The following is a 23,604-nucleotide window of genomic DNA, read 5'->3' as shown; positions in this document are numbered from 1 at the left end:
CCTCCTGCCGCCGCGACGCCGCCAAGCGCGTCTCGATGCCGGCGATGAGCGCGTGCCAGTGTTCCCGCCGGCGCATGATGCGCCGAATGTGCGAGTGCTGAGGGCCCCCTTCCGCTAGCGCCCCGAAGCAGGCATCCCCGCGAGCCGACCGTCCCTGACGGATCCGCGCGCAAATCCATGAGCTGACCACAGCCATGGATCCCCCACGTCCGCATGGACGCGTCGAAGGACCACACTGTGATCGAACTGTCCGAAGTGCGCAAAAAATACCGGGACACGACCGCCCTCGACGGCGTCGACCTCACCGTCGGGAAAGGCGAGGTCTTCGGCGTCCTCGGCCGTTCCGGCGCCGGGAAGTCGACCCTCCTGCGCACCGTCAACGCCCTCGAACGCCCCGACTCGGGCTCGGTGAAGGTCGCCGGCACCGAGATCACCGCCCTGGGCGGCGCCGAACTGCGCGCGGCCCGCTCGCGCATCGGCATGGTCTTCCAGCACTTCCACCTGCTGCGCAACAAGACCGTCGCGGCCAACGTGGCCCTCCCGCTGCGCATCGCCGGCAAGTCGCGCGCCGACCGCAAACCCCGCGTCCGCGAGCTCCTCGACGTCGTCGGCCTGTCCGACAAGGCCGACGCCTACCCCGCGCAGCTGTCGGGCGGGCAGCGGCAACGCGTCGCCATCGCCCGCGCCCTGGCCGCCGAACCCGACGTGCTGCTCTCCGACGAGGCCACCAGCGCCCTCGACCAGCAGACCACCGTCGAGATCCTCGACCTCCTGCGCCGGCTCAACCGCGACCTGGGCCTGACGATCCTGCTCATCACCCACGAACTCCAGGTCGTCACCCGCATCTGCGACTCCGCGGCGATCCTGCGCGCCGGCCGCGTCGTCGAGACCGGCAAGGTCGTCGACCTGCTCGCCGAACCCGGATCCGAGCTCGGCCGCCAGGCCTTCCACCTCGGCGACGCCGGCGCCCCCGGCAACGCGCGCACCGTCGACATCACCTTCACCGGCGCCGAAGTCGGCGAACCCGTCGTCGCCGCGCTCGTCCGCCGCTTCGACCTCGACGTGTCCATCCTCGACGCGGCCGTCCAGACCGCCTCGGCCGAAGGCGGCGTCACCGTCGGGCGCCTGCGCCTGGCCGTCCCCGAGAGCCCGCGCACCGAGGACGCCCTCACCTGGCTGCGGACGCGCGGATACGGGGTGGAGGAGCGATGAACCTCGACTGGAGCGAACTCGCCGAACTGCTCGGCCCCGCGTGTCTGGAGACCCTCCAGATGGTCGGCCTGGCGACACTGTGGACGGTCCTTGCCGGACTCCCCCTCGGCGTCGCCCTGTTCTCCCTGTCCCCGCGCGGACTGCGGCCCGTCGGCTCGGTCTACAAGGTCCTCGGCCTGATCGTCAACGTCGGGCGCTCGGTCCCCTTCATCCTGCTGATGCTGGCGATCATCCCGCTCACCCGACTGCTGGTCGGCACGAGCATCGGCAGCGCCGCCGCCGTCGTCCCGCTCGCGGTCTCGGCCGTCCCCTTCTTCGCCCGGCTCGTGGAGTCCTCACTCCTCGACGTCGACCCCGGCCTGATCGAAGCCTCCCGCGCCATGGGCTCCCACGGCTTCGGCACCGTCTCCCGCGTCCTCATCCCCGAGTCGCTGCCCTCGCTGATCCGCGGCCTCACCGTCACGGTCGTCGCCATCATCGGCTACTCCGCGATGGCCGGCGCGATCGGCGGCGGGGGACTCGGCGCCGTGGCCGTTCGCTACGGCTACCAGCGCTTCCAGTACGACACCATGATCGTCGCCGTGATCATCCTGGTCGTTCTCGTCCAGCTGATCCAGTTCGCCGGCGACCTCGTCTCCCGGCACCTCGACCGCCGGTGAACCACCGCCCGACCTCCACGAACACGCAACGTCCCACTCACACGAAACCGAAAGGCACCACGATGAACCGCCGCCGGCTGCTCAGCACCGCCGCCATCACCGCCACCGCCGTCCTGTCCGTCGGTCTGCTCTCCGCCTGCGGCGCGGGCAACGACGCCGCCAGCGACGACCCCAACGCCAAACTGATCGTCGGCGCCAGCGCCGTACCCCACGCCGAGATCCTCGAATACGTCCGCGACGCCCTCGCCTCGGGCGCCGGCCTCGAACTCGAGGTCCAGATCTTCGACGACTACGTCCTGCCCAACACCGCCGTCGACACCGGCGAGATCAACGCCAACTACTTCCAGCACCAGCCCTACCTCGACGAGTTCAACAAGGAGAACGGCACCAGCCTCGTCGGCGTGAAACCCGTCCACGTCGAACCCCTCGGCGCCTACTCCCAGAAGGTCACCGACCTCGCGGCGCTCCCCGACGGTGCCACCGTCGCCTTCCCCGACGACGCCACCAACGGCGGCCGCGCGCTGAAGCTGCTCGCCGACAACGGCCTCATCACCCTCGCCGACGGCGTCGGCACCAACGCCACCGAGAAGGACGTCACCGGCAACCCCAAGAACCTCGAGTTCCAGCCCCTCGCCGCCGAGCAGCTCCCCCGCTCGCTGGAGGACGTCGACATCGCCATCATCAACGGCAACTACGCACTCCAGGCCGACCTGAACCCGGCCAAGGACGCCCTGGTGATCGAGAAGGCCGAAGGAAACCCGTACGCCAACCTGCTGGTCACCAAGACCGGACAGGAGAACGACGAGCGGATCCAGAAGCTCGCGACCCTGCTGACCTCGCCCGAGGTGAAGAAGTTCATCGAGGACAAGTACCAGGGGTCCGTCATTCCCGCGTTCTAGCCTGAAAAAGGGCCGTCCCCTCCGCAAGCGGAGGGGACGGCCCTTTTTGCGTTCTCTACCTCTACAACAGCACCAAGGCCGGCAGCACGAACAGCAGTGCCGCCGTCCCGTACAAAACAGCGCGCAGTGCACCTGAACGCTCCGGCGGGTCGAGCAGCCGCCGGACGCGCGCGAGAGTCGTCCCACCCGTCGAGGCGAAGGCCCCGTCGGGGGTCGCCGCGCCGCCGATCGTCGCGATGCGCGCCAGGGCCGAGGCCAGGGCGTTGCGTTCGCAGCGATGCACGGCGGTGTCGTCGGCGACCATCTCCAGCAGCGAGTCCACCGCCGAGCGGGCGCGGCGGATGCCCGGGAACCAGGGCAGGGCCCGGGTCCACGCGGCGAAGGGCAGCGCGACCAGGTCGTGCCTCTCCCGCAGGTGCGCGTCCTCGTGAGCCAGCACGGCGCGCAGTTCGGCGTCGTCGAGGGCGTCGAGGGCACCCGAGGTGATCACGACCCGGGGAGCGCGTCCCGGCAGGCAGTAGGCGGCCGCGCCGGGGTGCTGGAGCACGTGCCCGTTACCGGGGCGACCGGTCGGCCACGGATCGGCGACCAGGTCGACGAGGTCGCGGTGGCGGCGGCGGTCGTTCCAGGTCCGGTACACCGTCGCGGCGAGCACGCCCACGAGCCGGGCGTAGACCACGAAGGTGGCGACCAGCAGCACCTGGTGCCAGGTGCCGAGGCCACCGGTGAGGTCGCCTCCGGCCAGGCGGGTCACCCAGGTGCCGAGCGCGGCGAGGAGGCCCCCGCCGAGCGGTGCCAGGGCCATCGCGGTGATCGATCCGAGCAACGCGAGACCGCCGGACAGGCCGATGGCCTGCCAGCAGACGAGCGCGGCTCGCGGCTCGCGGTGCGTCCAGCGGGCCCGGGCCAGCAGGGCGGGCACGGGGCCGATGAGCGCGACGGCGAGGACGGCCAGGGAGTATCCGGCGACGGAGACGCTCATGACCCACCGCCGGGGCGTAGGGCGGTCACGGCTCGCCGTCGCTTCGGCGTCGCACCGCCTCGGTCAGGGCGTCGGCGAGCGCGGCGGCCTCCGACGGGCTCACCTCCTCGGCGAAACGGGCGAGCGCCGCTCCGCGGTCGGAGGCGGTGTCGAGGGCTTCGCGCATGAGAGCGGCGACGTGTTCCTCGCGTCCGGCGACGGGGCGGTAGTGGTGCGCGCGCCCGTTACGATCACGGGCGACGAATCCTTTGTGCTCAAGGCGGGACAGTACGGTCAGGACGGTGGTGGCGGCGAGGCTGCGGTCGGGTAGCGCGTCGACTACCTCACGTGCGGTGACGGGACGTCCGGCGGTCCACAGGACCTCCATGACGGCGCGTTCCAGCTCTCCAAGTCGGGCCATGTTGTGGTGTCTCTCCGGCGGGTGGCGGACGGCTCAGGACGATTCTACCGCTGGTAGAAAGGTCGCCGCACCGACCGAATTGCCCGACTTCTCCGACTTGTGTCTCCCGTGTTTGTGCCACGGCGAGGCTTGACTCACCGGGGTTTCACGCGCTACTCGGCAAGCTGGGACCAAGCCCGGCACGAAAGGCGTGCTGAGAACTTGGGGAGGCGAAGAAACGTGGCACTTCCGGTTACCGAACACGAAGTCTCGTCGACGGTTGACCGAACCGAACGGGGAACCTCCGCGGATCTGGTCCGTGCGTACCTCAACGGTATCGGCAAGCACAAGCTGCTCACCGCCGTCGAAGAGGTCGAGCTGGCCAAGGCCATCGAGGCCGGATTGTTCGCGCAGGTACGGCTCACCGACCCGGAGAGCCCGGTGCTCGAAGAGCAGCTGCGTAAAGATCTCGAGACCATCGCCGCGCAGGGGCGCGCGGCGAAGAACCGCCTCCTTGAGGCGAACCTTCGGCTCGTGGTGAGCGTCGCCAAGCGCTACACCGGGCGGGGAATGGCGCTGCTGGACCTGATTCAGGAGGGGAATCTGGGTCTCATCCGCGCCGTGGAGAAGTTCGACTACACCAAGGGCTTCAAGTTCTCGACCTACGCGACGTGGTGGATCCGACAGGCCATCACCCGCGCCATGGCCGACCAGGCCCGCACGATCCGCATCCCGGCCCACACTCTCGACAAGGTCAACCAGATGGCGCGGGTGCGGCGCGAGCTGACGATGCGCATCGGCCGTGAGCCGAGCTACTTCGAGATCGCCGCCGAACTCGAGGTCGAGCCCTTCCGGGTGCTGGAGCTGATGTCCTACGACCGCGATCCGCTCTCGCTCGACCAGACGGTCGGCGACGACTCCGACACTCCGCTGTCGGACCTGCTCGACTGCTCCGACCGGGCCCGTCCGGTCTCCGACAACGTCTCGTACGCGCTGCTGCGCAACGAGATCGCCGAGGTCCTGACCACGCTCACCGAGCGCGAGCAGGCCGTGATCAAGCTGCGCTTCGGCATCGACGACGGTCGCCAGCGCACCCTCGAGGAGGTCGGCCGCGACTTCGGGCTGTCCCGTGAGCGGGTCCGCCAGATCGAGAAGACGACGCTGCTGAAGCTGCGTCACCCCTCGCGCGCCGAGCGGCTGTCGGAGTACGTCGGCTGCTGACGCCTTCAGACGACCAAGGGCCGCCCTGTGAGGGGCGGCCCTTGGTCGTGGGCTCGGGCGTTGGGCAAGGTGCCGGGCGAGGGTCAGTCGTGGTCGTAGACGTGGACGGGCCAGCGCTTCGAGACCGCGAGCACGAAGCCCTTGCCCCAGCCGCCGGCGTCGTTGCAGATGTGGGCGATGAGCTTCGGGCCTTTCGCCTGCGGGGAGGTCGCGTCGCCGCGAAGGTAGGTGACGGGCATGTCGCCATCCTGCGTCACGCCTGCGACACCTCTCACTCCGGCGCCATCACCTCGTAGAGGTTGCGGGCGTCGTCGACGAAGAACAGTCCGCGCGAGCGGAACGGGTGGTCGACCCGGCCGTTGGCGGGGTCCCGTGGGCTGTTGCCGTAGGCGACGCCCATCCGGCGCAGCCGGGCCAGCACCGCGTCGAAGGTGGCCTCGTCGACGTCGAAGGCGAGGTGGTGCCCCTCCGGCTCCTCCACGGTCATGTAGTCGAGGGTCAGCTGCTCGTTGACGCGCACGGGCGCGAAGTGGCCGTTCATCCCAACGGCGGGCAGTCGAGGCAGGCCCATGACCTCGGCGAAGAAGTCGGCGGCGCGCTCGTTGTCGACGGCGGGGACGATCGTGTGGTTGAGGGTGACGGTCATGCCGATCCTCTCTCGACGGCGCCGTTGAGGAAGGCGTCGATGGTGCGGGGCAGGTCGAGGGCGTGGACGCCCTCGGGCGCCGGGCGGGTGAAGGTCAGGCGCAGGAACAGTTCGGCCGCTTCCTCAGGAGTGAGGCGCAGACTGTCGCGCTCGGGTTCGAACAGGCCGGCGAGCGCCTCGACGGTCCGGGCCATGGCCGCGTCGCGGTCGGCGCCGGGGTGGGGGCGGTCGTCGTCGGGTGCAGGGCGGCGGGTGGCTCCGATCGCGCCGATGAGGGCGCCCATGCGTTCCATGTAGGCGCGCATGGACTCGGCGGCCTCGGTGAGGCGGTCGGCGAGGGGCTGGCCGAGGGGGATGTCGGCGATCTCGGCGAGGACGTGCTCAGGGTCGAAGGCCTGCGTGAGGCAGGCGCGCAGGAGTTCGTCCTTGTCGGCGAAGACCCGGAAGACGGTGGCCTCCCCGATCCCTGCGGCGCGGGCGATCTTTCCGGTGGTCACGGCCGCGCCCAGCTCGGCGACGAGTGGCAGGGCGGCCCGCACGATCATGTCGCGGCGCTGGTCGGGGGTCATCCCGGGCGCGCGTTTTCGGGTCTCGGTCATGATCCGACTGTACGGAGTGAGTACTCACTCCGGCAACCGCGAGCACCCACCGAAACTGATCGGCGGGAAACTCTTGAGAAACAGCCAAGAAAGTGTTCAATTATCCGCAACGACTCATGAAGGAGCTCGCCATGCAGCACCGAAAGCAACGATTCCGGCTCTTAATCGCCGCCCTCGCCGTCGTGGTGACCGCCGTTACGGCCGTCCTGGTCACCACGCTCCCGGCCGGGGCCGCCAACGTCTTGACCAACGGCGGCTTCGAGAGCGGCACCCTCGGCGGCTGGGCCTGCGGCACCGGCGCCGCCGTCGCCTCCGGACAGGCCCGCACCGGCAGCTACGCGCTCGCCGGCTCACCCGCGGGCTCGTCCAACGCCCGCTGCGAGCAGACGGTGACCGTCACCCCCGGCACCGCGTACACCTACACCGCCCACGTCAAGGGCTCCTATGTCTACATCGGCGTCAACGGCGGCGGCTCGACCTGGACTCCCGGCACCGGCACCGGGTACGCCGCCCTCACCTTGACCTTCACCCCGTCGACGTCGAGCGTCACGGTCTACGTGCACGGCTGGTACGGCCAGCCGACCTTCTACGCCGACGACATCGCCCTCGACGGCCCCGGCGGCCCCGGCCCGACCCCGACGGCGAGCCCCACGGCCAGTCCCAGCCCGAGCCCCACGGACCCGCCGCCCACCGGCACCCTCCCGAAGCACACGCTCACCGGCTACTGGCACAACTTCGTCAACGGCTCGACCAACCTGCGCCTGCGGGACGTGTCGACCGACTACGACGTCGTCATCGTGGCCTTCGCCGAGGCGACCGGCCAGCCCGGCGGCGTCTCCTTCACCGTGGACCCGGGCCTGTCCTCGGCGCTCGGCGGCTACACCGACGCGCAGTTCAGGTCCGACGTGGCCACCCTGCGCGCCCGGGGTGTCAAGGTGCTCATCTCCGTCGGCGGGGAACGCGGCAACGTCGCGGTCGGCGACTCCGGCGCGGCCACCACCTTCGCCAGCAACATCCACGCGATCATGACGTCCTTCGGCTTCGACGGCGTCGACATCGACCTGGAGAACGGCCTCAACCCCGACGCGATGGGCAACGCGCTGCGGCAGATCCGCGCGAAGGTCGGCGCGAACCTGATCATCACGATGGCCCCGCAGACGATCGACATGCAGTCGACCGGCGGCTCCTACTTCCGGCTGGCGCTGGCGATCAAGGACATCCTGACCACCGTCCACACGCAGTTCTACAACTCCGGCACCATGCTCGGCTGCGACAACAGCCAGGCGTACTCGCAGGGCACGGTGAACTTCATCGTCGCGCTGGCCTGCATCCAGCTGGAGAACGGGCTGCGGCCCGACCAGGTCGCCCTCGGCGTCCCGGCGACGTCCTCGGCCGCCGGCGGCGGATACGTCGGCCCCTCGGTCGTCAACCAGGCCGTCGACTGCCTCGCGCGCGGCACGAACTGCGGCTCCTTCAAGCCCCCGCGGACCTACCCGGGCCTGCGCGGCGTGATGACCTGGTCGATCAACTGGGACAAGCACGGCGGGGAGGCCTTCTCCAACACCGTCGGCCCGCACGTGCACGCCCTGCCCTGACACAGGACCGCCCCGCCCTGACCGGTGGCCCGCGCCTTCACAACGATGGCGCGGGCTACTCGGCCGCCTGCTCGCGCTTGCGCTGCCGGTACGCGGCGACGCGGGCACGGCTGGCGCACGTCGTCGAGCAGTAGCGACGGGGCGAGCCCGGCCCGTCGTCGATGAAGTAGGGGGCCGCGCAGCCGTCCATCGGGCAGCGGCCCCACGCGGGGCGCCCTCGTTCGCTGAGCAGCTGCGCCAGCGACAGCGCCGAGGAGGCCAGCAGCCAGTCGCCCCAACCGGCGTCCTCGCCGTCGACGTGCAGATGCCAGGGATGCCCGTCGTGGCGGGACAGGCGCGGCCGGGCACCGCTGCCGGCCAGCACCTCGTTGACGACCCTCGCCGCTTCGTCCACGTCGGACTCGGCGAGCAGGCCGGTGAGCCGGACGACGGCGGCCCGCAGCTCGTCGAGGTCGCCGTCGGTGAGGGCGCTGTCGACGAGGTCGGCGGAGCGCTCGCCGTGCTCGGCGAGGACGGCGACGAAGTCGCAGCGCGTCGCGGCGGGCCGGGAGTGGACGAGGTTGGCCAGGTCGACCAGACGGCGCGCGGGCTGGAATCCGGTGCTCACGGGCCGATTGTCCTCCTCACCTGCCGGGACGCACATAGTAACGTCTTTATCTTCCAACACGTTACAGTGTTCCGGTGTTCGCCGCCCTCCCCCGCTACCTCGCCGCCGCCTTCCTCGCCCGCCTCGCCGACGACGGAGTGGGCGTCACCATCGCCCTGCTCGCCGTCGAGCGCACCGGAAGCGCCGGGCTCGCCGCGCTCGTCCTCGCCTCCTTCACCGCGCCGCACCTGCTCGCCGGCCCCCTCGCCGGCGCCCTCGCCGCGCGGGTGCGATCCCCACGCTGGTTGTACGCGGCCGCGCTCACCGGTTTCGGCACCTCCCTGGTCGCCCTCGCCGGACTCGTCGGGCGGGCACCGGCCTGGGTCGTGGTGACGGTGGCGGTCGCGGGCGGCTCGTGCGGGCCGATGGTCACCGGCGGGCTGTCCAGTCTGGTCGCCGGGATCGCGGGGTCCGCGGCCCGCCGCGCCTACGCGTGGGACGCCGCGACCTACAACGCCGCCTCGATCCTCGGCCCGGCCCTCGCGGCCGGCGCCGCCCACCTATGGTCGCCGGGCCCGGCGACCGCCGTCCTGGCCGCAGGCGCCCTCGCCGCGGCCGTGCTGGTCACGACGCTCCCCTACCGGGTCGAGGCCGAGCCCCAGCCGACGGTGGCCGCTCTTCTCTCAGGGCTGCGCGCGCTGTGGACGGTGCCCGAACTGCGCGCGATCACCGCCGCGACCACCGCGGCCTTCATCGGCCTCGGCGGTCTGACCCTGACGACCGTGCTGTTCGCCGCCCATCTCGGCGACCCGAGCGGCGCCGGTCCGCTGCTCACGGTCTTCGCGGTCGGCGCGCTGGCCGGGTCGATGCTCCTGACCCGCCTGCCGAAGCCCCCGGCACCGCTGCGCCTGGCCGGCCTGTGTCTGCTGGCCGCCGGCGCCGTGCTCACGGCCACGGCCTTCGCGCCGGTGTACTGGCTGAGCCTGGTGGGATTCGCCGTCGCCGGCTTCTGCGACGGGCCACTGCTCGGCGCGACTCTTCATCTGCGGGCCGAGCACGCACCGCCGGGCACCCGGGCGCAGGTCTTCACGTTGGGGGCGGCGCTGAAGATCTCGGCGGCCTCGGTGGGTGCCGCCCTCGTCGGCCTGGCGGGCGGCCTGCCCGCGCCGGCACTGCTCGCCGGGATCGGTGTGATCGTGCTGGCCGCATCCCCGCTGACCCGCCTGAGGCGAAAGCCCTCGCCGAAAGTACCGTCGACCCGACCCACCACAACGTGACCCACCGCGAGCGACCCCGCCCGGCGGAGGACCGCGCCACGAACAGAATCCACGCTGGAGTCCCCATGCCCGTGATCGCGGTGATCGGTGAGGCCGTCGCCGATGCCTTCCTTCCCGCCGAGGCCGCCGGCGGCCTCGATCTGCGCATCACGCCCGGCGGCAGTCCGGCGAACACCGCGGTGGCCTTGTCGCGCCTCGGCACCTCCGCGCGTTTCCTGGGCCGCTTGTCGACGGGTCCACTGGGGCGGCTGCTGCGGGGGCATCTGACGGAGTCCGGCGTCGACCTGTCGGCGTCGGTGGACACCGAACGGAAGGCGACGCTCGCCGTGGCCGCGCTCGACGCCGACGGCCGCGCGGACTACGACTTCTACGCCGAGGGCACGGCCGATTGGCACTGGACACCCGCGGAGCTCGCCCGGCTGGCGGAGGTCCCGGTCGAGGCGGTTCACACCGGTTCGCTCGCCCTGGCGCTCCCGCCGGGCGCCGGGGCGATCCGCGACGCGCTGGCCGAGGCCCGCACTTCCGCGACCGTCTCGGTCGACCCGAACGCCCGGCCCGGCATCGTCGACGCGGCCACCTACCGCGAGCGGCTTCCGCTGTGGCTGCCGCTGGCCGACATCGTCAAGGTCAGCGACGAGGACCTGGCCTACATCCACCCGGGTGAGGACCCGCTCGACGTCTGCGACCGCTGGCACGAGCAGGGCGTCGCGCTGGTCGTCGTCACGCGCGGGGGCGAGGGCGCCACGGCCTCCCTTCGCGGGGAGCGCGTGGAGGTTCCGGCCGTTCCGGTGGACTTGGTCGACACCGTCGGGGCGGGCGACTCCTTCACCGCCGGGCTGCTGCACACGCTCGGCCGGCTCGGGCGGCTGGGCGGGCGGCTCGACGCGCTCACCGCCACCGAACTGCGCGAGGCACTCGACTTCGCCGCGCTGGTCTCGGCGCGTACCTGCGCCACGGAAGGCGCGAACCCGCCCTGGGCACGTGAGCTGGCGACCTGACGGGGTGTGCCGCGTGCGCGGCACACCCGTCTCCCTCAGTTCAGGCCGTAGGAGCGGATCATCGTCTGCGTGACGGTGCTCCCGGTGTCGTCGACGGCCGACAGGCGGGTGGAGACCGAGGTCGCCCCCGCCGGGTGCCGCAGGACCGCCACGGCGTGGTCACCGCTGCGCTGGACGGTCACCTTCCTCCAGGTCTTCCCCTCGTCGTAGGAGACCTCGAAGGTCAGCGACTTGGTCTTGGCCGGAGCCGCGCCGACCTGGCGGTAGACCTCCAGTCCGATGACCTGCGGCAGCTTCGCGGGCGCGTAGCCGTCAACCACCAGCGAGGCGTCCAGGCGCACCGCGTTGGCCGCCGGGGCGTCTTCACCCGGCTTGGACGCGAAGGTCCACTCCGCCTTCGCCGCCGTTCCGATCGTCGACCAGCCCACGTCCCGGTGCGCTTCGCAGGTGACGGCGACGGTGCCGTCGAAGCCCGCGGGCAGGGGCGCGCCGTACCCGCTGCAGACCGCCTCCTCGTAGCGGAGGATCTCCTCGCCGTCGGCGGCGACGACCGTCGTCCCGCTACCACCGTCGCCGGTGTAGTAGTCCCGCTCGGCGGTGTCGAACAGGCCGGCGTGGAGGACCGCGTCGTCGTGGTCGAGGTCGACGCCGTTGCGGCGGCCCTCGGCGGCCTCCCCGGTGACGGTGGTGTCGTCGGTCAGGTAGACGTCGTCGGAGAAGGAGGTCTGCGAGGGGGTGCCGCCGGTCTCGACGACTCCGCCGAAGACCGCGTAGCGGGCGGCCGGAATGTGCAGCGTGCCGGTCCCGGGTGCGATCTCGTAGATCTCGCAGGTCTCCACGTTGAAGACGGCGGCGTAGAAGTCGGCGACTTCTCCGCCGTCGCGGCCGATGGTCTTCAGGGTGAGGTCGTACATCTCGGGCTCCACGTAGATGCCCAGCGACGTGCGGACGGTCGTGCCGTCGGCGGCCGCGACGAGCGTGCCGCCATGGGCGCCGTCGGGTTTCCCGCCTGGGTGGGCGGTGACCACGACGTCGAGCCGGCCGGCGCCGATCTGGAAGGCGCCGAGCCCGTCGAGTCCGGCGCTGCCGCCCATGAGCGCCGACGTCAGGCGCGCGGCGGTCCAGTCGGGATGGCGCTGCTTGAGGATCGCGACCGCGCCCGTGACGTGTGGGGTGGCCATGGAGGTGCCGTCGGCGCTGACGTGCGGACCGTCATTACGGGTGTCGGCGGTCAGATCCTCGACGGCGGGGGAGAGCGGGTCGGTGCCGTCGGTGGGGTCGCCGCCGAGGCTGAGGTTGACCGCGGCGGCATCGTTGTCGGCGGCCCACTGCATGCCCGCGATGACGTCGCTGTCGGCGCAGGCGCCGTCGGCGCCCCGACCTGCGGGACGCTCTGGTCGAGGGACACGTGCGAGTCCGCGTCGAGCCAGACCTTCTCCACTCCCCCGGTGAGGGCGCGCGGGTCGGGTCCGGTGATGTCGGCCCACATGTCGCCGGCCTGCTCAGCGGTAGGGTCACGGCCTCGGCGTCGATGGCGGGAAGCGAGCGTGATTCCGACGCGCCGAAGGACCGGTGCGCTCCGCCGGAGGTGCGCACGATCAACGGGAGGTCGGCCGTGTGGTCTTCGCGGAGGAGCCGGAAGACGTCGAACAGGCGCGGGTCGAGGCGTCCGGCGGCCGGCAGCGGCGGGGCGTCGGTGGGCACGACCATGATGTCGCGCTCGTCGCCATTCCAGGCGGTGGTGGCGCGGTGACCGACGTTCTCGCGGCCGGGGGCGGGCTCGAAGGTGAAGCTGTCGGGCGCGGTCATGTGGACGCGGTCGCCGGTGAGGAGGGTCAGTACCTTCTGCTGCGGAGACGCCGGGAGGGATGAGCCGTACCGGGCCCCGGTATTGTCAGACCAGGCCGGTAGCCTCGATCACGGATGCCGAAGGGGCTCATGGGACCCTGGTGGAGACCTGTGAGCGGCGGAACACGATCGTCCCGTCAGCGCTGGCTAGACTGGACCCACTCCAGATAAGAGCCCGAACATCGAACGCCCGTCCGACACGGCGACCGGCGAGTGCGCAGGTGGCGACGTCGCAACGGGAGAAGAGGCCGCAACAGATGACTACCGACCTGGTCGACACCACTGAGATGTACCTGCGCACGATCCTCGAACTGGAGGAGGAGGGGGTCACCCCGCTGCGCGCCCGGATCGCCGAGCGGCTGCACCAGAGCGGCCCGACGGTGAGCCAGACCGTCGCCCGCATGCAGCGGGACGGGCTCCTGACCGTCCAGGGCGACCGCCACCTCGAACTCACCGAGCTCGGCCGCAAGCAGGCCGTCTCCGTGATGCGCAAGCACCGACTCGCCGAGCTGCTGCTCGTCGACGTGATCGGCATGTCCTACGAGGAGGCCCACGACGAGGCCTGCCGGTGGGAGCACGTGATGAGCGACGCCGTCGAGGAGAAGGTGTTCGAGCTGCTCAAGCGCCCGACCCGCTCCCCCTATGGCAACCCGATCCCCGGTTTGGACGCCTTCGGCGCCATCGACGTCGAGGTCGCCCCCGAGGGCGAGCAGCACCTGGCCTCGTCCGGTCTGCCCGGCTCGGTGACCGTCACGCGCATCTGCGAGAGCGTCCAGACCGACGCCATCCTTCTCCGCGAGCTGCACGAGGCCGGGGTCAACCCGGGCGCCACCGTGCAGGTCGAGCAGGAGGAGGGCACCGTACTGATCACCCACAGCGGGGAGTCGGTCCGGCTCTCGCGCGACGCCGCCACGCGCGTCTTCGTCGCACCCGCCGCCTGAGCGGACCCGAGCACGCCCCGCAGCGACGGCCTCGCCCGGTGGGCTCGGAGATTCTGTGAGACGACCGCGGTCCCCGGTGAGAACCGGGGACCGCGGTCGACTTTGTACAGGGAGGGTCAGCCCTTGGCCTTCTTCTCGATCTCCTTGGCCAGCGCCACCAGCGGCTTGAGGTCCTTGGAAACGGTGTCCTTCTTGGTGCCCTCCGCGGAGGTGTACCGCAGCGTGAACAACCGGTCGGACTCGGAGAGCCAGCCGATCTCGGCGACCGGCCCGCCGCCCTTGGCGGCCTTGAGCACGACCTGGTAGGCCGACTTGCCCAGCTTGCCGACCTCCTCGGCCGAGTCGGGCATCATCGTGGCCTTGAAGCTCTCCGGGTCGGCCTTCGTCTTGGCCGTGGCCAGCGTCAGGTCGGGGTAGGAGCCCTTGGTGGTCTGCAGCACGCAGACCTGGGCGTTCTTGCCCTCGGCGGGCTGCACGACCGGGAACTCCACCCCGATCGCCTCGGCGACCTTCGCGGGGTCGAGGTACTCACAGGCACCAGTCGCCTCGTCGTCGGAGTCCTTCTCCTCCTCGGGCTCGCCCGAGGGGTCGGCGAAGGACTCTGCCCCCGGCGCCGAGGAGGAGCCCGCCGAACTCGGCTGTCCGCCCCCTTCACCGCCGCAGGCGGCCGCCGCGCCGAGGACGAGCAGCAGCGTGGACACGCCGGCAAGCCGGCGCAGGCGCTTACGGGACACGGTTCTCTCCTCGGGGGGACCCGCCTTCACGGCGGCAGGGGAACGGCGTTTCGACCGCGCGGACCACGTTAGCGTGCGTCAGCGAACCCGCGACAGGTCAGCGGCGCCGATGACTCCCGCGTGCACGCCGAGCTGCGCGGCGCGCACCTCGGCAACCGGGAGCCGCGAACGGGCGGCCAGCGCCTTGCCGTAGGCCGCGCGCGCCGGGTCGAGGAGCAGTTCCCCGGCCTCGATGACGCCGCCGCCGATGATCAGCACCTCCGGGTCGAAGACCTGCGCCATGTCGGCCAGTCCCTCACCGAGGTAGGCGCCGATGCGGGCGAAGGCCTCACAGGCGGCCCGGTCGCCGTTCTGGGCGGCCGCGGTCACCATCGGACCGTCGATCGCGGCGACGTCGCCGCCGGCGAGTTCGAGCAGGGCGGCGGCCTTGGCCGGGTCGTGCGTGGCGTGCTCACGCGCGAAGCGCACCAGGGCGCTGCCGCTGGCGTACTGCTCGATGCAGCCGTAGCGGCCGCAGCCGCAGATGTGCCCGCCGGGCACGGCGAGCATGTGGCCGAACTCGGCGGCCACGCCGTGCGCCCCGCGCAGCAGGCGGCCGTCGATGACGGCTCCGCCGCCGATGCCGGTGCCGACGGTGAACAACAGCGCCGAGTCGGCCTCGCGGGCCGCGCCGTAGCGGAACTCCGCCCAGGCGGCGACGTTGGCGTCGTTCTCGACGACGACGGGGACGTCGACGTCGGCGGCGATCTTGTCGCGGAGGGGCTCGTTGCGCCACGCGAGGTTGGGCGCGAACAGGACGGTGGCCCGTTCGGCGTCGATCCAGCCGGCGGCGCCGATCCCGACCGACGTGACGTCGTGGGTGTCGCTCAGCTCGCGGATGACCTCGATGATGCTGTCGTGCACCCCGGAGACGTCGTCGGCGGGGGTGTCCCGCCTGGCCTCACCAAGGACCTTGCCCTCGTCGTCGACGACGGCTCCGAGCACCTTGGTGCCCCCGATGTCCACTCCGATCGCCAGTGACATCGGCTATCCCCTCGACTCGACGCGGCGCTTGAGTTCCTTCAGCGCGGTATCCATGATCATTTTCTCGGCCTTGCGGCGGAACATGCCCAGCATGGGCATGCTCAGGTCTATCGCGAGCGTGTACGTGACCGTCGAGGTGCCGTCGGCGTTCCCGGTGATCTCGTAGGAGCCCTGCTGGGACTTCTGCAGCGCCGAGGGCGCGGCGAGGGTCCAGCTGATCCGGCCGAGATCCTCGGTGTAGTCGTAACGCAACTCGTACTCGTCTTTGAGCACTCCCGCGTCGAGGACGAATCCGACCAGTGCCGGCCTGTCCTGATCGTCGGTTTCGCGAACCTCCGACGACTTGATCGAAGCCGCCCACTCGGGGTAGGCCGCGAAGTCGAGGATCACCGCCGCGACTTGCCCCGGGGAGGCTGACACACCTATTGACTGTGTCGACGAGTCCGTCATGTGCACGAAGGTTACTCGACCCTCCAGGCGCGATCGGTGCAGCACCGCACACTCGGCCCGCCGGGCTCAGGAGTCACGCTCGACACGGTCTTTCAACTCCCACATCACCGCTTTCACCCGGCGGCGCGTGCGCTCCCGGTGACGCTCGGCCGCACGGGCCGACCAGGGCCTTCCCACCGGATCCACCCGGACGTATACGTGGACCAGCGACCCCCGATCGCGGTACCGTTCAATCCAGACCTCGGTGCTCCCCACGACCGGGCCGCCGACTTCCCATCTGACTCCTTCGACACCGCGTTCCTCGGTAACGGAAACGCGCCATTCCGGCCACAATTCGGCGGCCAGACCCGGTCGGGAAACCAGTGGGGCGAGTGTTTCGGGACTACACGCCATGTACGTGTCGTCGATCAGATCGAGTACGGGCACGGTCGTATTGTCCCCCGGGTCTTCCAACCTGCGCCTACCAGGCGGTAGCGTTTATTAATCACCCCGGAACGCCCCGGAAATTTTGGAGACAACCGTGCGCGAGTTTTCAGTGCCGCGAGCCGTGACGGTCCCTGACGACGCCAATCTGACCGATCCGCTGTGGACCAACGCCGAGGACTATCCCGAGTCGGTCCTGTTCGCCAAGCCCGAGGCGGACGGCACGTGGAGCGACGTGACGAGCACGCGTTTCCGGGACGAAGTCGTCGAGATCGCCCTCGGGCTGGTCGCCGCGGGCATTCAGCCCGGCGACCGCATCGCCCTCATGTCGGCCACCCGGTACGAGTGGACGCTCATCGACTACGCGATCTGGGCCGTCGGCGCCGTCAGCGTCCCGGTCTACGAGACCTCCAGCGCCGACCAGGTCCGCTGGATCGTGTCGAACTCGGAGTCGGTGGCGATCTTCGCCGAGAAGGACGCCCACGCCGAGACGATCGCCTCCGTGCGCGCCGACCTGCCCGAGCTCAAGCAGATCTGGACGATCGAGTCCGGCGGCCTCGACGACCTGCGGACCGCCGGCGGCACCGCCGCGGCCGACATCAACGAGCTGCGCCGCTCGGCCAAGGCCGACGACCTCGCCACGATCATCTACACCTCGGGCACCACCGGCCGGCCCAAGGGCTGCATGCTGACCCACCGCAACATGTACAGCGACATCTCCAACACCATCACCGGCGTCGGCTCGCTGTTCCACGAGAACGCCACCACGATCCTGTTCCTGCCCTTGGCGCACTCCTTCGCCCGGATCGTGCAGCTCGGCGCCGTCGAGGCCCGCGTCCGGCTCGGCCACTTCGCCGACGCCAAGAAGATCGCCACGGTCCTGCCGACCTTCCAGCCGACCTTCCTGCTGGCTGTCCCGCGCGTGTTCGAGAAGGTCTTCAACGGCGCCCGCCAGAAGGCCGCCGACGGCGGCAAGGGCAAGATCTTCGACAAGGCCGCCGCGACCGCCATCGAGTACAGCGAGGCCCTCGACTCCGGCCGTGTCGGGCTCGGGCTGCGCCTGCGCCACAAGCTGTTCGACAAGCTCGTCTACGGCAAGCTCCGCGCCGCCCTCGGCGGGCGCTGCGACCGCGCCATCTCCGGTGGCGCCCCCCTCGGCGAGCGCCTGGGGCACTTCTTCCGGGGCGTCGGCGTGACGATCTACGAGGGCTACGGCCTGACCGAGACCTCGCCGGTCATCTCGCTCAACCTCGACACCGCCAACAAGGTAGGCACGGTGGGACGCCCGGTCCCGAACACCACCGCCCGCCTCGGCGAGGACGGGGAGCTGCTGATCAAGGGCGACCAGGTCTTCAAGGGCTACTGGCGCAACCAGGAGGCCACCGACGAGACCGTCATCGACGGGTGGCTGCACACCGGGGACCTCGCCAGCATCGACGAGGACGGCTTCCTGCGCATCACCGGCCGCAAGAAGGAGATCCTGGTGACCGCCGGCGGCAAGAACGTCGCCCCGGCTCCCCTTGAGGACGTCATCCGGGCGCACCCGCTGGTCAGCCAGGCGCTGGTGATCGGCGACGCCAAGCCCTTCATCGCCTGCCTGGTCGCCATCGACAGCGAGGCGCTGCCGGGCTGGCTGGAGCGCAACGACAAGCCCGCCGGGACGCCCGTCACCGAACTGCGCGACGATCCGGAGCTCAAGGCCGAGATCCAGGAGGCCATCGACGCGGCCAACGCGACCGTCTCGAAGGCCGAGGGCATCAAGGCCTACCGCATTCTTCCGGCCGATCTGACCGAAGCCACCGGGGAGGTCACTCCCAAGCAGAGCGTGAAACGTAACGTAGTGCTGGAGAAGTACGCGGGGGAGATCGACGTCATCTACGGCGGCAGGTAGCCGCCGTCGCCGAAACGGGGGCACCGTCACCTATGGAACTGGCCATATGAACGATCGCGCGTGGCCGACTCCGAGGGAGCGCTGGCGGGTGCCCACGCTCCTGCTGCGGCTGTCGATGTTCCTGGTCGTCGCCGGTCTCGGTCTCGCCGAGACCGGCTGGTGGCACACTCTGACCTGGTGTGCGCTGCTGGCCGCGGCGAACGTGCCGGGCACGCTCGCGCCGGCCCACCCGGTGATCGGGCGGCTCGGGCGGGTCGCGGAGGTCGCCGTCGTGGTCCTCGGGACCGCTTCGAGCGACCACGCGGGATGGCTGCTGCCGTTCCTGACCGTGCCGTTCGGCGGGGCCGCGCTGTTCGGCGGCCGCCGCATCAAGGACGGCCTGGGCGAGTCTCTCGCCCTGCTCCTGCTGACCGCCGCGGGCCTGGCGGTGCTGGCGCCGGGCGGCGGTGAGAGGTTCTGGGTCAGCGCGCTGGAGTGGCTGGTGCTGGCGGCGCTGTTCGCGGCCGCCGCGAGCTGGCTGCGCCGGGCGCTCCAGGCGAGCACCTCGACCAATCCGCAGCCGTACGAGGAGGCCACCGCGCTGCTCACGCAGTTGCGGGCGGTCGCGCGGCAGCTTCCGGGCGGCACGCTCGACCCGGGCGGGATCGCCACGCACCTGCTCGACGAGGTGCGTGCCAACGTCCCGGCCGAGCGGTCGGCCGTCCTCACCGGGGGCGGCGGCGACCGGCTGGTCATCCTGGCGCAGAACGCGCCCGACCGGGTCGACTGGGAGACCTCGCTCAATACCGACGGGACGCTCGCCGACGCGTGGGCGAGCCAGCAGCCGCAGACCTCGGCGCGTTCACTGTCGCGGTCGCGGTCCTCGGTGGGCGCGGTGTCGGTGCTCGTCGTGCCGCTGGTCGCCGGTGTCCGCACGGTCGGTTTGGTGGTCTGCGAGACCGACCAGCCCGGCGCCTACACCCCCGCGATGGTCGGCGAGGTGGCCGACGCGGCCGCCGGTGGCGCGTTGCGGCTGGAGACGGCGCTGCTGTTCGACGAGGTCAGGTCGCTGGCGACCACCGAGGAGCGGCAGCGGCTGGCGCGCGAGATCCACGACGGCGTCGCGCAGGAGCTGGCCATGGTCGGCTACGGCATCGACAACGCCCTCGGTCTGCTCCCACCGCACGCGGGCGAGGCGGCCGGGGAGCTCAAGGATCTGCGCACGGAGGTCACGCGGCTCATCACCGAGCTGCGGCTGTCGCTGTTCGAACTGCGCAGCGAGGTCGACCGGCACGGCGGCCTGACCGCCGCGATCGCCGACTACGCGCGCACGGTCGGCGCGTCGGCCGGTCTGCGCGTGCACCTGTCCCTCGACGAGTCCACCGCGCGGCTTCCCGCGGCCACCGAGGCCGAACTGCTGCGCATCGCCCAGGAGTCGATCACCAACGCCCGCAAGCACGCACGTGCCGACAACCTCTGGGTCACCTGTGAGGTCGACCCGCCCTACGCGCGCGTCGAAGTCAGCGACGACGGGCGCGGGATCGCCGGAACGGGCGCCGACGGCCGATACGGGTTGACGATCATGTCCGAACGCGCCGAGCGGATCCGTGCGTCACTGGAGATCCGTCCACGTGAGCCGCACGGCACGACGGTCGCCGTCATCCTCGCCGCGCCCACTGCACGCGGTAGCGTACACACGGTAGAAGAGAATTGAGAGAATCGACCATGACCTCAGCGACGAACCCCATGCCGACCGGCAACCGTATGACGATCCTGCTCGTCGACGACCACGACCTCATCCGCAAGGGTCTGCGGCACGCGTTCGAGCGCGACCCGCAGTTCGAGGTGACCGGTGAGGCGGCCAGTGTCGCCGAGGGGCTGCGCAAGGCCGCCGCGCTCCAGCCCAGCGTGGTGATCATGGACCTCCGTCTGCCCGACGGCAGCGGCCTGGAGGCCACCCGCAAACTGCGCAAGGCACACCCGTCGATGGGCATCGTGGTGCTGACCATGTACGCCGGTGACGACCAGCTCTTCGGTGCCCTTGAGGCCGGTGCCAGCGCGTTCGTGCCCAAGAGCGCGCCCGCCGACGACGTCGTCTCCGCCGCCCGCCACGCCGCCGCCACGCCCAACGCGTTCACCGCCGGCGACCTCGCCGAGGCGATGAAGCGCCGGCTCACGCCCACCGGCCCGCAGCTGTCCCCGCGCGAGTCGCAGGTACTGAAGCTGCTCGCCGACGGCATGAGCGTGGCGGGGATCGCCAAGCAGCTCTACGTCTCGGAGTCGACGGCGAAGACCCACATCTCGAAGCTCTACGAGAAGCTCGGCGCCGGAAACCGCGCTCAGGCCCTCATGACCGCACTGCGGCTCGGGCTGCTCGAAGCACCCGACGCCCCGAAGTTCTAGCCGCCCGTGAGCGGGGGCGGGCCCGAGAGGGTCCGGCCCCCCGCCTCGCGAGTTAAGCGAACCGGCTAGAACCGGACCCCGAACGGGTGAACGCTCACCCATTGCGGCGCCTCAATGGCCCCGGACCCCGGCCGCCCTCGCCGCCCAGCCGATGGCTCCCGTCGCGTCCTGCGGCAACTCCCACAGCCGGCGCCCGTTCTCCCCATCGGCCGCCGGCGCGGACGGCTTCACGCGTGCCGGACGACCTCGCAGCTCGGCCGGGCCGCCGGGCCCGCTGAATTCCCCCCGCACTCCGGGTGCCGTGGCCGCGATCAGCTGCGACAGCATGTTGTAGAGCGCACGCACGGCCGGTGGTCGGGCTGATCCGGGAGACCGCGCCGCACGCCCGCTCCCTGGAACGCTTCGCCATGCTCGCTCCCGCGCTGGACGCGCCCGCCTAAGCGGCCCTCAGCCCGTCGAGCACGACCGTGAGGTGGCGGCGCCATGCACCCGGCTCATCCGCCTCGGTCATCTCCACCGCGCGCCCCAGCGCCATGACCTGCACGACCACGTCGCGGGCCGACACGTCCACGCGCAGCCTGCCCTGCTCCTGAGCGCGTCCGACCAGTTCGCCGAGGACCCCGGCGAGGTGTTCGCGGCAGGCGTCGAACGCGGCCTGCGTCTCGGCGGCCGACAGACCGTCGAGCATGGCCCGGTGGCGCGCCATCATGCCCAGAGTCGCCTCGGCGAAGGCGCGCAGCCCGCGCCAGGCGTCGGGGTCGGCGAGCGCGGGGGTGGTGGCGGCCGTCCAGGCGGCCGCGTCGTCGGCGAGCACGGCGGCCAGGAGGGCGTCGCGGGTCGGGAAGTGCCGGTAAACGGTGCCGACGCCGACACCGCAGGCGGCGGCGATCTCGCGCATGTCGGCGGCGAGGCCCCGGTCGGCGAGGACTTCGCGCGCGGTGCCGAGGATCTGGGCGCGGTTGCGGCGGGCGTCCTTGCGGCGGGGCTCGGGCGGTGCGGTCATGTGTCGAGCCTAACCGAAGCGGAACATGCGTTCCGAACATGTTAGCGTTCCGGAACGCATGTTCCGCTACTTCTCCGGGAGTCCCCTCATGGCCACCATCGTCATCACCGGCGGCACCGACGGCCTCGGCCGCGCCCTGGCGCTCCACTACCTCGACGCCGGACAGACCGTCGTCGTCGTCGGCCGCAGCCGCGCGAAGTTCGAGGCCCTGGCCGCCGGCGCCGTCGCCGGCACCGCTCACTTCGTCGCCGCCGATCTGACCCTGGTCGCCGAGAACAAGCGCGTCGTCGAGACCGTCACCCGGCTCGTGGGCGCCGTCGACGTCCTCATCCTGTGCGCCGCCTACGCGCGCTGGGACCGCGTCGAGACCGCCGAGGGCTTCGAGCACACCTTCGCCCTCTACTACCTCAGCCGCGCGCTGCTGGTGACCGGGCTGCGGCCGGGCCTCGTGCTCAACACGTCCGTCCCCGGCGCCGCCCGCGACGCCATCCCGCACGACGACCTCCAGCTCCGCGAGGGCTTCGCCTTCAAGACCGCCAACCAGCTCAGCCGCCGCGCCAACGAACTCCTCGGCCTCCACCTCGCCCAAGGGCCGGGCGGCACGCGGCACATCCTCTACAGTCCCGGTTTCGTGCGCAGCAGCCACGCCGGCTCGCTCGGCCGGTTCGCGCGGCTGGGCGTCACCGTCATGGCGGCCCTGCTCGGCACCCCGCCCGCCAAGGCGGCAGCGAGGGCCGCGGCGCTCCTGGCCGACCCGCCCGCCGAACCCCACAGCGCCTTCGACCGCGACCGCCGGGTCGAACTGGGCGCGAGCGCCGAGGACGTCGCCGAGGCGGAGTGGCTGTGGACGCGGACCCGGAGCCTGACCGAGCCTCATGGCTGAGGCCACGCCGGCGGGGCACCGCCCATGCCCCGCCGGTCACCGGACGTAAAGTGGTGCCCCGATCCACCCGACGGGAGAGAGATGGCCGACCCGGACCTGCGCGCCGACTGCTCGCGCTGCTTCGCGCTGTGCTGCGTCGCGCCGGCCTTCGCCGCCTCCAGCGACTTCGCCATCGACAAACCCGCCGGGAAACCCTGCCTCAACCTCCTCCCCGACCACCGCTGCGGCATCCACTCCGAACTGCGCCAACGAGGCTTCCCGGGCTGTACGGTCTTCGACTGCTTCGGCGCGGGCCAGCAGGTCTCCCAGGTCACCTTCGGCGGACAGGGCTGGCGGGACGACCCCGCCAGGGCACGGTCGATGTTCACCGTCTTCCCCATCGTGCGGGGCCTGCGCGAACTCCTCTGGTACCTCACCGAGGCCCTCGAACTGCCCGCCGCCCGGCCCGTCCACCGCGAACTCGCCCGCGCCCGCGACGAACTGCGGCGCCTCACCGAGGGTTCACCGGAGAAACTCGCGACCGTCGACGTCATGGAACAGCGCGCGACGGTGAACCCGCTGCTCCAGCGGGCCAGCGAACTCTCACGCGGAAAGGGACGCGACTGCCGCGGTGCCGACCTGGCCGGTGCGTCCCTGCGCAAGGCGCGCTTCCGCGACGCGAGCCTGCGCGGCGCCCTGCTGATCGGCGCCGACCTGCGCGGTGCCGACCTGCGCGGCGCCGATCTCACCGGCGCGGATCTGCGGGGCGCCGAACTGGCCGGGGCCGACCTGTCGGGCGCGCTGTTCTGCACACAGGCGCAGCTCGACGCCGCCCGCGGCGACCGCGCGACCCGCCTGCCGAAAGGCCGTGAGCGGCCCGCGCACTGGCCGTCCCACACGCCCTAGGGCGTGTCGTCAAAGTGGTGGATGATGGTGTGGTGATTCGTCGGTATGAGTTGTCGGATGCCGAGTGGGATGTGCTGTCGGTTCTGCT

25 protein-coding genes are annotated in these 23,604 nt (G+C 71.3%); 13 read left to right on the top strand and 12 right to left on the bottom strand.

Translation table 11 applies throughout. From position 1 onward, the window contains the following. The first annotated feature begins 237 nt into the window (after positions 1–237). The 3 genes from AB0I28_RS11210 to AB0I28_RS11200 all read left to right on the top strand — a co-directional run bounded on the left by AB0I28_RS11210 (position 238) and on the right by AB0I28_RS11200 (position 2,770). Positions 238–1,212: an ATP-binding cassette domain-containing protein gene (locus AB0I28_RS11210; RefSeq protein WP_357492049.1), complete on the top strand. Its 975-nt coding sequence runs from the start codon at positions 238–240 to the stop codon at positions 1,210–1,212. Further along, positions 1,209–1,871, top strand: a complete 663-nt coding sequence (locus AB0I28_RS11205; RefSeq protein WP_357492047.1) for a methionine ABC transporter permease — start codon at positions 1,209–1,211, stop codon at positions 1,869–1,871. Before AB0I28_RS11210 ends, AB0I28_RS11205 begins: the two co-directional genes overlap by 4 nt. A 62-nt stretch (positions 1,872–1,933) precedes the next feature. Further along, a complete protein-coding gene (locus AB0I28_RS11200) occupies positions 1,934–2,770 on the top strand; it encodes a MetQ/NlpA family ABC transporter substrate-binding protein (RefSeq protein ID WP_357492045.1) in 837 nt (278 codons plus the stop codon). A gap of 61 nt (positions 2,771–2,831) precedes the next feature. On the opposite strand, the gene AB0I28_RS11195 is transcribed toward AB0I28_RS11200, so the two are convergent. Further along, entirely contained in the window at positions 2,832–3,752 is a 921-nt protein-coding gene (locus AB0I28_RS11195; RefSeq protein WP_357492043.1) for a M56 family metallopeptidase, read from the bottom strand. 25 nt (positions 3,753–3,777) lie between these two features. Then, positions 3,778–4,152: a BlaI/MecI/CopY family transcriptional regulator gene (locus AB0I28_RS11190; protein ID WP_357492041.1), complete on the bottom strand. Its 375-nt coding sequence runs from the start codon at positions 4,150–4,152 to the stop codon at positions 3,778–3,780. 219 nt (positions 4,153–4,371) lie between these two features. Between AB0I28_RS11190 and sigB the strand changes: the two genes are divergently transcribed. Beyond that, positions 4,372–5,352 (top strand): RNA polymerase sigma factor SigB, encoded by a 981-nt coding sequence (gene sigB / locus AB0I28_RS11185; RefSeq protein ID WP_357492039.1) that lies wholly within the window; start codon positions 4,372–4,374, stop codon positions 5,350–5,352. Positions 5,353–5,435: 83 nt separating this feature from the next. Here the strand turns inward: sigB and AB0I28_RS11180 are convergent, their stop codons facing one another. Genes AB0I28_RS11180 through AB0I28_RS11170 form a run of 3 tightly spaced genes read right to left on the bottom strand, consistent with a single transcriptional unit; the run spans position 5,436 to position 6,597 of the window. Beyond that, the gene (locus tag AB0I28_RS11180) at positions 5,436–5,591 is read right to left on the bottom strand and encodes a hypothetical protein (RefSeq protein ID WP_357492037.1); all 156 of its coding nucleotides are present in this window, start codon (positions 5,589–5,591) and stop codon (positions 5,436–5,438) included. Positions 5,592–5,623: 32 nt separating this feature from the next. Continuing rightward, positions 5,624–5,998, bottom strand: coding sequence for a VOC family protein (locus tag AB0I28_RS11175; protein ID WP_357492035.1), 375 nt, complete (start codon positions 5,996–5,998; stop codon positions 5,624–5,626). After that, positions 5,995–6,597 (bottom strand): TetR/AcrR family transcriptional regulator, encoded by a 603-nt coding sequence (locus AB0I28_RS11170; RefSeq protein WP_357492033.1) that lies wholly within the window; start codon positions 6,595–6,597, stop codon positions 5,995–5,997. The genes AB0I28_RS11175 and AB0I28_RS11170 overlap by 4 nt, the downstream gene beginning before the upstream one ends. 131 nt (positions 6,598–6,728) lie before the next feature. Here AB0I28_RS11170 and AB0I28_RS11165 point away from each other — a divergent pair, with 131 nt between their 5' ends. After that, on the top strand, positions 6,729–8,192 hold the full coding sequence (locus AB0I28_RS11165; RefSeq protein WP_357492031.1) for a glycosyl hydrolase family 18 protein: 1,464 nt from the start codon (positions 6,729–6,731) through the stop codon (positions 8,190–8,192). A 55-nt stretch (positions 8,193–8,247) separates the two neighbouring features. Here AB0I28_RS11165 and AB0I28_RS11160 read toward each other — a convergent pair whose 3' ends face one another. Beyond that, positions 8,248–8,799, bottom strand: coding sequence for a CGNR zinc finger domain-containing protein (locus AB0I28_RS11160; RefSeq protein ID WP_357492029.1), 552 nt, complete (start codon positions 8,797–8,799; stop codon positions 8,248–8,250). Positions 8,800–8,873: 74 nt separating this feature from the next. Here AB0I28_RS11160 and AB0I28_RS11155 point away from each other — a divergent pair, with 74 nt between their 5' ends. Together AB0I28_RS11155 and AB0I28_RS11150 are read left to right on the top strand one after the other, a co-directional pair. Continuing rightward, positions 8,874–10,055: an MFS transporter gene (locus tag AB0I28_RS11155; protein WP_357492027.1), complete on the top strand. Its 1,182-nt coding sequence runs from the start codon at positions 8,874–8,876 to the stop codon at positions 10,053–10,055. 65 nt (positions 10,056–10,120) lie between these two features. Beyond that, positions 10,121–11,053, top strand: coding sequence for a carbohydrate kinase (locus AB0I28_RS11150; protein ID WP_357492025.1), 933 nt, complete (start codon positions 10,121–10,123; stop codon positions 11,051–11,053). A gap of 35 nt (positions 11,054–11,088) precedes the next feature. On the opposite strand, the gene AB0I28_RS11145 is transcribed toward AB0I28_RS11150, so the two are convergent. Beyond that, entirely contained in the window at positions 11,089–12,387 is a 1,299-nt protein-coding gene (locus AB0I28_RS11145) for a S8 family serine peptidase (protein WP_357492023.1), read from the bottom strand. A gap of 771 nt (positions 12,388–13,158) precedes the next feature. Here AB0I28_RS11145 and AB0I28_RS11140 point away from each other — a divergent pair. After that, positions 13,159–13,842 (top strand): iron dependent repressor, metal binding and dimerization domain protein, encoded by a 684-nt coding sequence (locus tag AB0I28_RS11140; protein ID WP_357492021.1) that lies wholly within the window; start codon positions 13,159–13,161, stop codon positions 13,840–13,842. A 116-nt stretch (positions 13,843–13,958) separates the two neighbouring features. On the opposite strand, the gene AB0I28_RS11135 is transcribed toward AB0I28_RS11140, so the two are convergent. The 4 genes from AB0I28_RS11135 to AB0I28_RS11120 form a co-directional block, all read right to left on the bottom strand. Then, a complete protein-coding gene (locus AB0I28_RS11135; protein WP_357492020.1) occupies positions 13,959–14,576 on the bottom strand; it encodes a hypothetical protein in 618 nt (205 codons plus the stop codon). 78 nt (positions 14,577–14,654) lie between these two features. Continuing rightward, positions 14,655–15,599 carry an ROK family glucokinase gene (locus AB0I28_RS11130; protein WP_357492018.1) on the bottom strand — a complete coding sequence of 315 codons (945 nt, stop codon included), beginning with the start codon at positions 15,597–15,599 and terminating at the stop codon, positions 14,655–14,657. A 3-nt stretch (positions 15,600–15,602) separates the two neighbouring features. Further along, on the bottom strand, positions 15,603–16,049 hold the full coding sequence (locus AB0I28_RS11125) for an SRPBCC family protein (protein WP_357492016.1): 447 nt from the start codon (positions 16,047–16,049) through the stop codon (positions 15,603–15,605). Positions 16,050–16,115: 66 nt separating this feature from the next. Next, on the bottom strand, positions 16,116–16,475 hold the full coding sequence (locus AB0I28_RS11120; RefSeq protein WP_357492014.1) for a hypothetical protein: 360 nt from the start codon (positions 16,473–16,475) through the stop codon (positions 16,116–16,118). 94 nt (positions 16,476–16,569) lie between these two features. Here AB0I28_RS11120 and AB0I28_RS11115 point away from each other — a divergent pair, with 94 nt between their 5' ends. The 3 genes from AB0I28_RS11115 to AB0I28_RS11105 all read left to right on the top strand — a co-directional run bounded on the left by AB0I28_RS11115 (position 16,570) and on the right by AB0I28_RS11105 (position 20,745). Then, positions 16,570–18,363, top strand: coding sequence for an AMP-dependent synthetase/ligase (locus AB0I28_RS11115; RefSeq protein ID WP_357492012.1), 1,794 nt, complete (start codon positions 16,570–16,572; stop codon positions 18,361–18,363). A gap of 115 nt (positions 18,364–18,478) precedes the next feature. Then, positions 18,479–20,056, top strand: coding sequence for a GAF domain-containing sensor histidine kinase (locus tag AB0I28_RS11110; protein ID WP_357493257.1), 1,578 nt, complete (start codon positions 18,479–18,481; stop codon positions 20,054–20,056). Positions 20,057–20,088: 32 nt separating this feature from the next. Then, positions 20,089–20,745, top strand: coding sequence for a response regulator transcription factor (locus AB0I28_RS11105; protein WP_357493255.1), 657 nt, complete (start codon positions 20,089–20,091; stop codon positions 20,743–20,745). A gap of 436 nt (positions 20,746–21,181) precedes the next feature. Here AB0I28_RS11105 and AB0I28_RS11100 read toward each other — a convergent pair whose 3' ends face one another. Then, positions 21,182–21,748, bottom strand: a complete 567-nt coding sequence (locus AB0I28_RS11100) for a helix-turn-helix domain-containing protein (RefSeq protein ID WP_357492010.1) — start codon at positions 21,746–21,748, stop codon at positions 21,182–21,184. A gap of 88 nt (positions 21,749–21,836) precedes the next feature. Here AB0I28_RS11100 and AB0I28_RS11095 point away from each other — a divergent pair, with 88 nt between their 5' ends. After that, entirely contained in the window at positions 21,837–22,631 is a 795-nt protein-coding gene (locus AB0I28_RS11095) for an SDR family NAD(P)-dependent oxidoreductase (RefSeq protein WP_357492008.1), read from the top strand. Between the two features lie 81 nt (positions 22,632–22,712). Next, positions 22,713–23,516: a pentapeptide repeat-containing protein gene (locus tag AB0I28_RS11090; RefSeq protein WP_357492007.1), complete on the top strand. Its 804-nt coding sequence runs from the start codon at positions 22,713–22,715 to the stop codon at positions 23,514–23,516. Positions 23,517–23,604: the final 88 nt, after the last annotated feature.

This window comes from Phytomonospora sp. NPDC050363 (genome assembly GCF_040655735.1).
Classification (GTDB): Bacteria; Actinomycetota; Actinomycetes; order Mycobacteriales; family Micromonosporaceae; genus Phytomonospora.
Note: the sequence above shows the minus strand (reverse complement) of the source record. Positions and strands in the feature narration are given on the sequence as shown.

Coding starts and splice junctions, on each gene's coding strand:
- AB0I28_RS11205 (WP_357492047.1), top strand. CDS start 1,209: ATGAACCTCGACTGGAGCGAACTCGCCGAACTGCTCGGCCCCGCGTGT.
- AB0I28_RS11200 (WP_357492045.1), top strand. CDS start 1,934: ATGAACCGCCGCCGGCTGCTCAGCACCGCCGCCATCACCGCCACCGCC.
- AB0I28_RS11195 (WP_357492043.1), bottom strand. CDS start 3,752: ATGAGCGTCTCCGTCGCCGGATACTCCCTGGCCGTCCTCGCCGTCGCG.
- AB0I28_RS11190 (WP_357492041.1), bottom strand. CDS start 4,152: ATGGCCCGACTTGGAGAGCTGGAACGCGCCGTCATGGAGGTCCTGTGG.
- AB0I28_RS11180 (WP_357492037.1), bottom strand. CDS start 5,591: ATGCCCGTCACCTACCTTCGCGGCGACGCGACCTCCCCGCAGGCGAAA.
- AB0I28_RS11175 (WP_357492035.1), bottom strand. CDS start 5,998: ATGACCGTCACCCTCAACCACACGATCGTCCCCGCCGTCGACAACGAG.
- AB0I28_RS11170 (WP_357492033.1), bottom strand. CDS start 6,597: ATGACCGAGACCCGAAAACGCGCGCCCGGGATGACCCCCGACCAGCGC.
- AB0I28_RS11165 (WP_357492031.1), top strand. CDS start 6,729: ATGCAGCACCGAAAGCAACGATTCCGGCTCTTAATCGCCGCCCTCGCC.
- AB0I28_RS11150 (WP_357492025.1), top strand. CDS start 10,121: ATGCCCGTGATCGCGGTGATCGGTGAGGCCGTCGCCGATGCCTTCCTT.
- AB0I28_RS11145 (WP_357492023.1), bottom strand. CDS start 12,387: ATGCAGTGGGCCGCCGACAACGATGCCGCCGCGGTCAACCTCAGCCTC.
- AB0I28_RS11140 (WP_357492021.1), top strand. CDS start 13,159: ATGACTACCGACCTGGTCGACACCACTGAGATGTACCTGCGCACGATC.
- AB0I28_RS11130 (WP_357492018.1), bottom strand. CDS start 15,599: ATGTCACTGGCGATCGGAGTGGACATCGGGGGCACCAAGGTGCTCGGA.
- AB0I28_RS11125 (WP_357492016.1), bottom strand. CDS start 16,049: ATGACGGACTCGTCGACACAGTCAATAGGTGTGTCAGCCTCCCCGGGG.
- AB0I28_RS11110 (WP_357493257.1), top strand. CDS start 18,479: ATGTTCCTGGTCGTCGCCGGTCTCGGTCTCGCCGAGACCGGCTGGTGG.
- AB0I28_RS11105 (WP_357493255.1), top strand. CDS start 20,089: ATGCCGACCGGCAACCGTATGACGATCCTGCTCGTCGACGACCACGAC.
- AB0I28_RS11100 (WP_357492010.1), bottom strand. CDS start 21,748: ATGACCGCACCGCCCGAGCCCCGCCGCAAGGACGCCCGCCGCAACCGC.
- AB0I28_RS11095 (WP_357492008.1), top strand. CDS start 21,837: ATGGCCACCATCGTCATCACCGGCGGCACCGACGGCCTCGGCCGCGCC.
- AB0I28_RS11090 (WP_357492007.1), top strand. CDS start 22,713: ATGGCCGACCCGGACCTGCGCGCCGACTGCTCGCGCTGCTTCGCGCTG.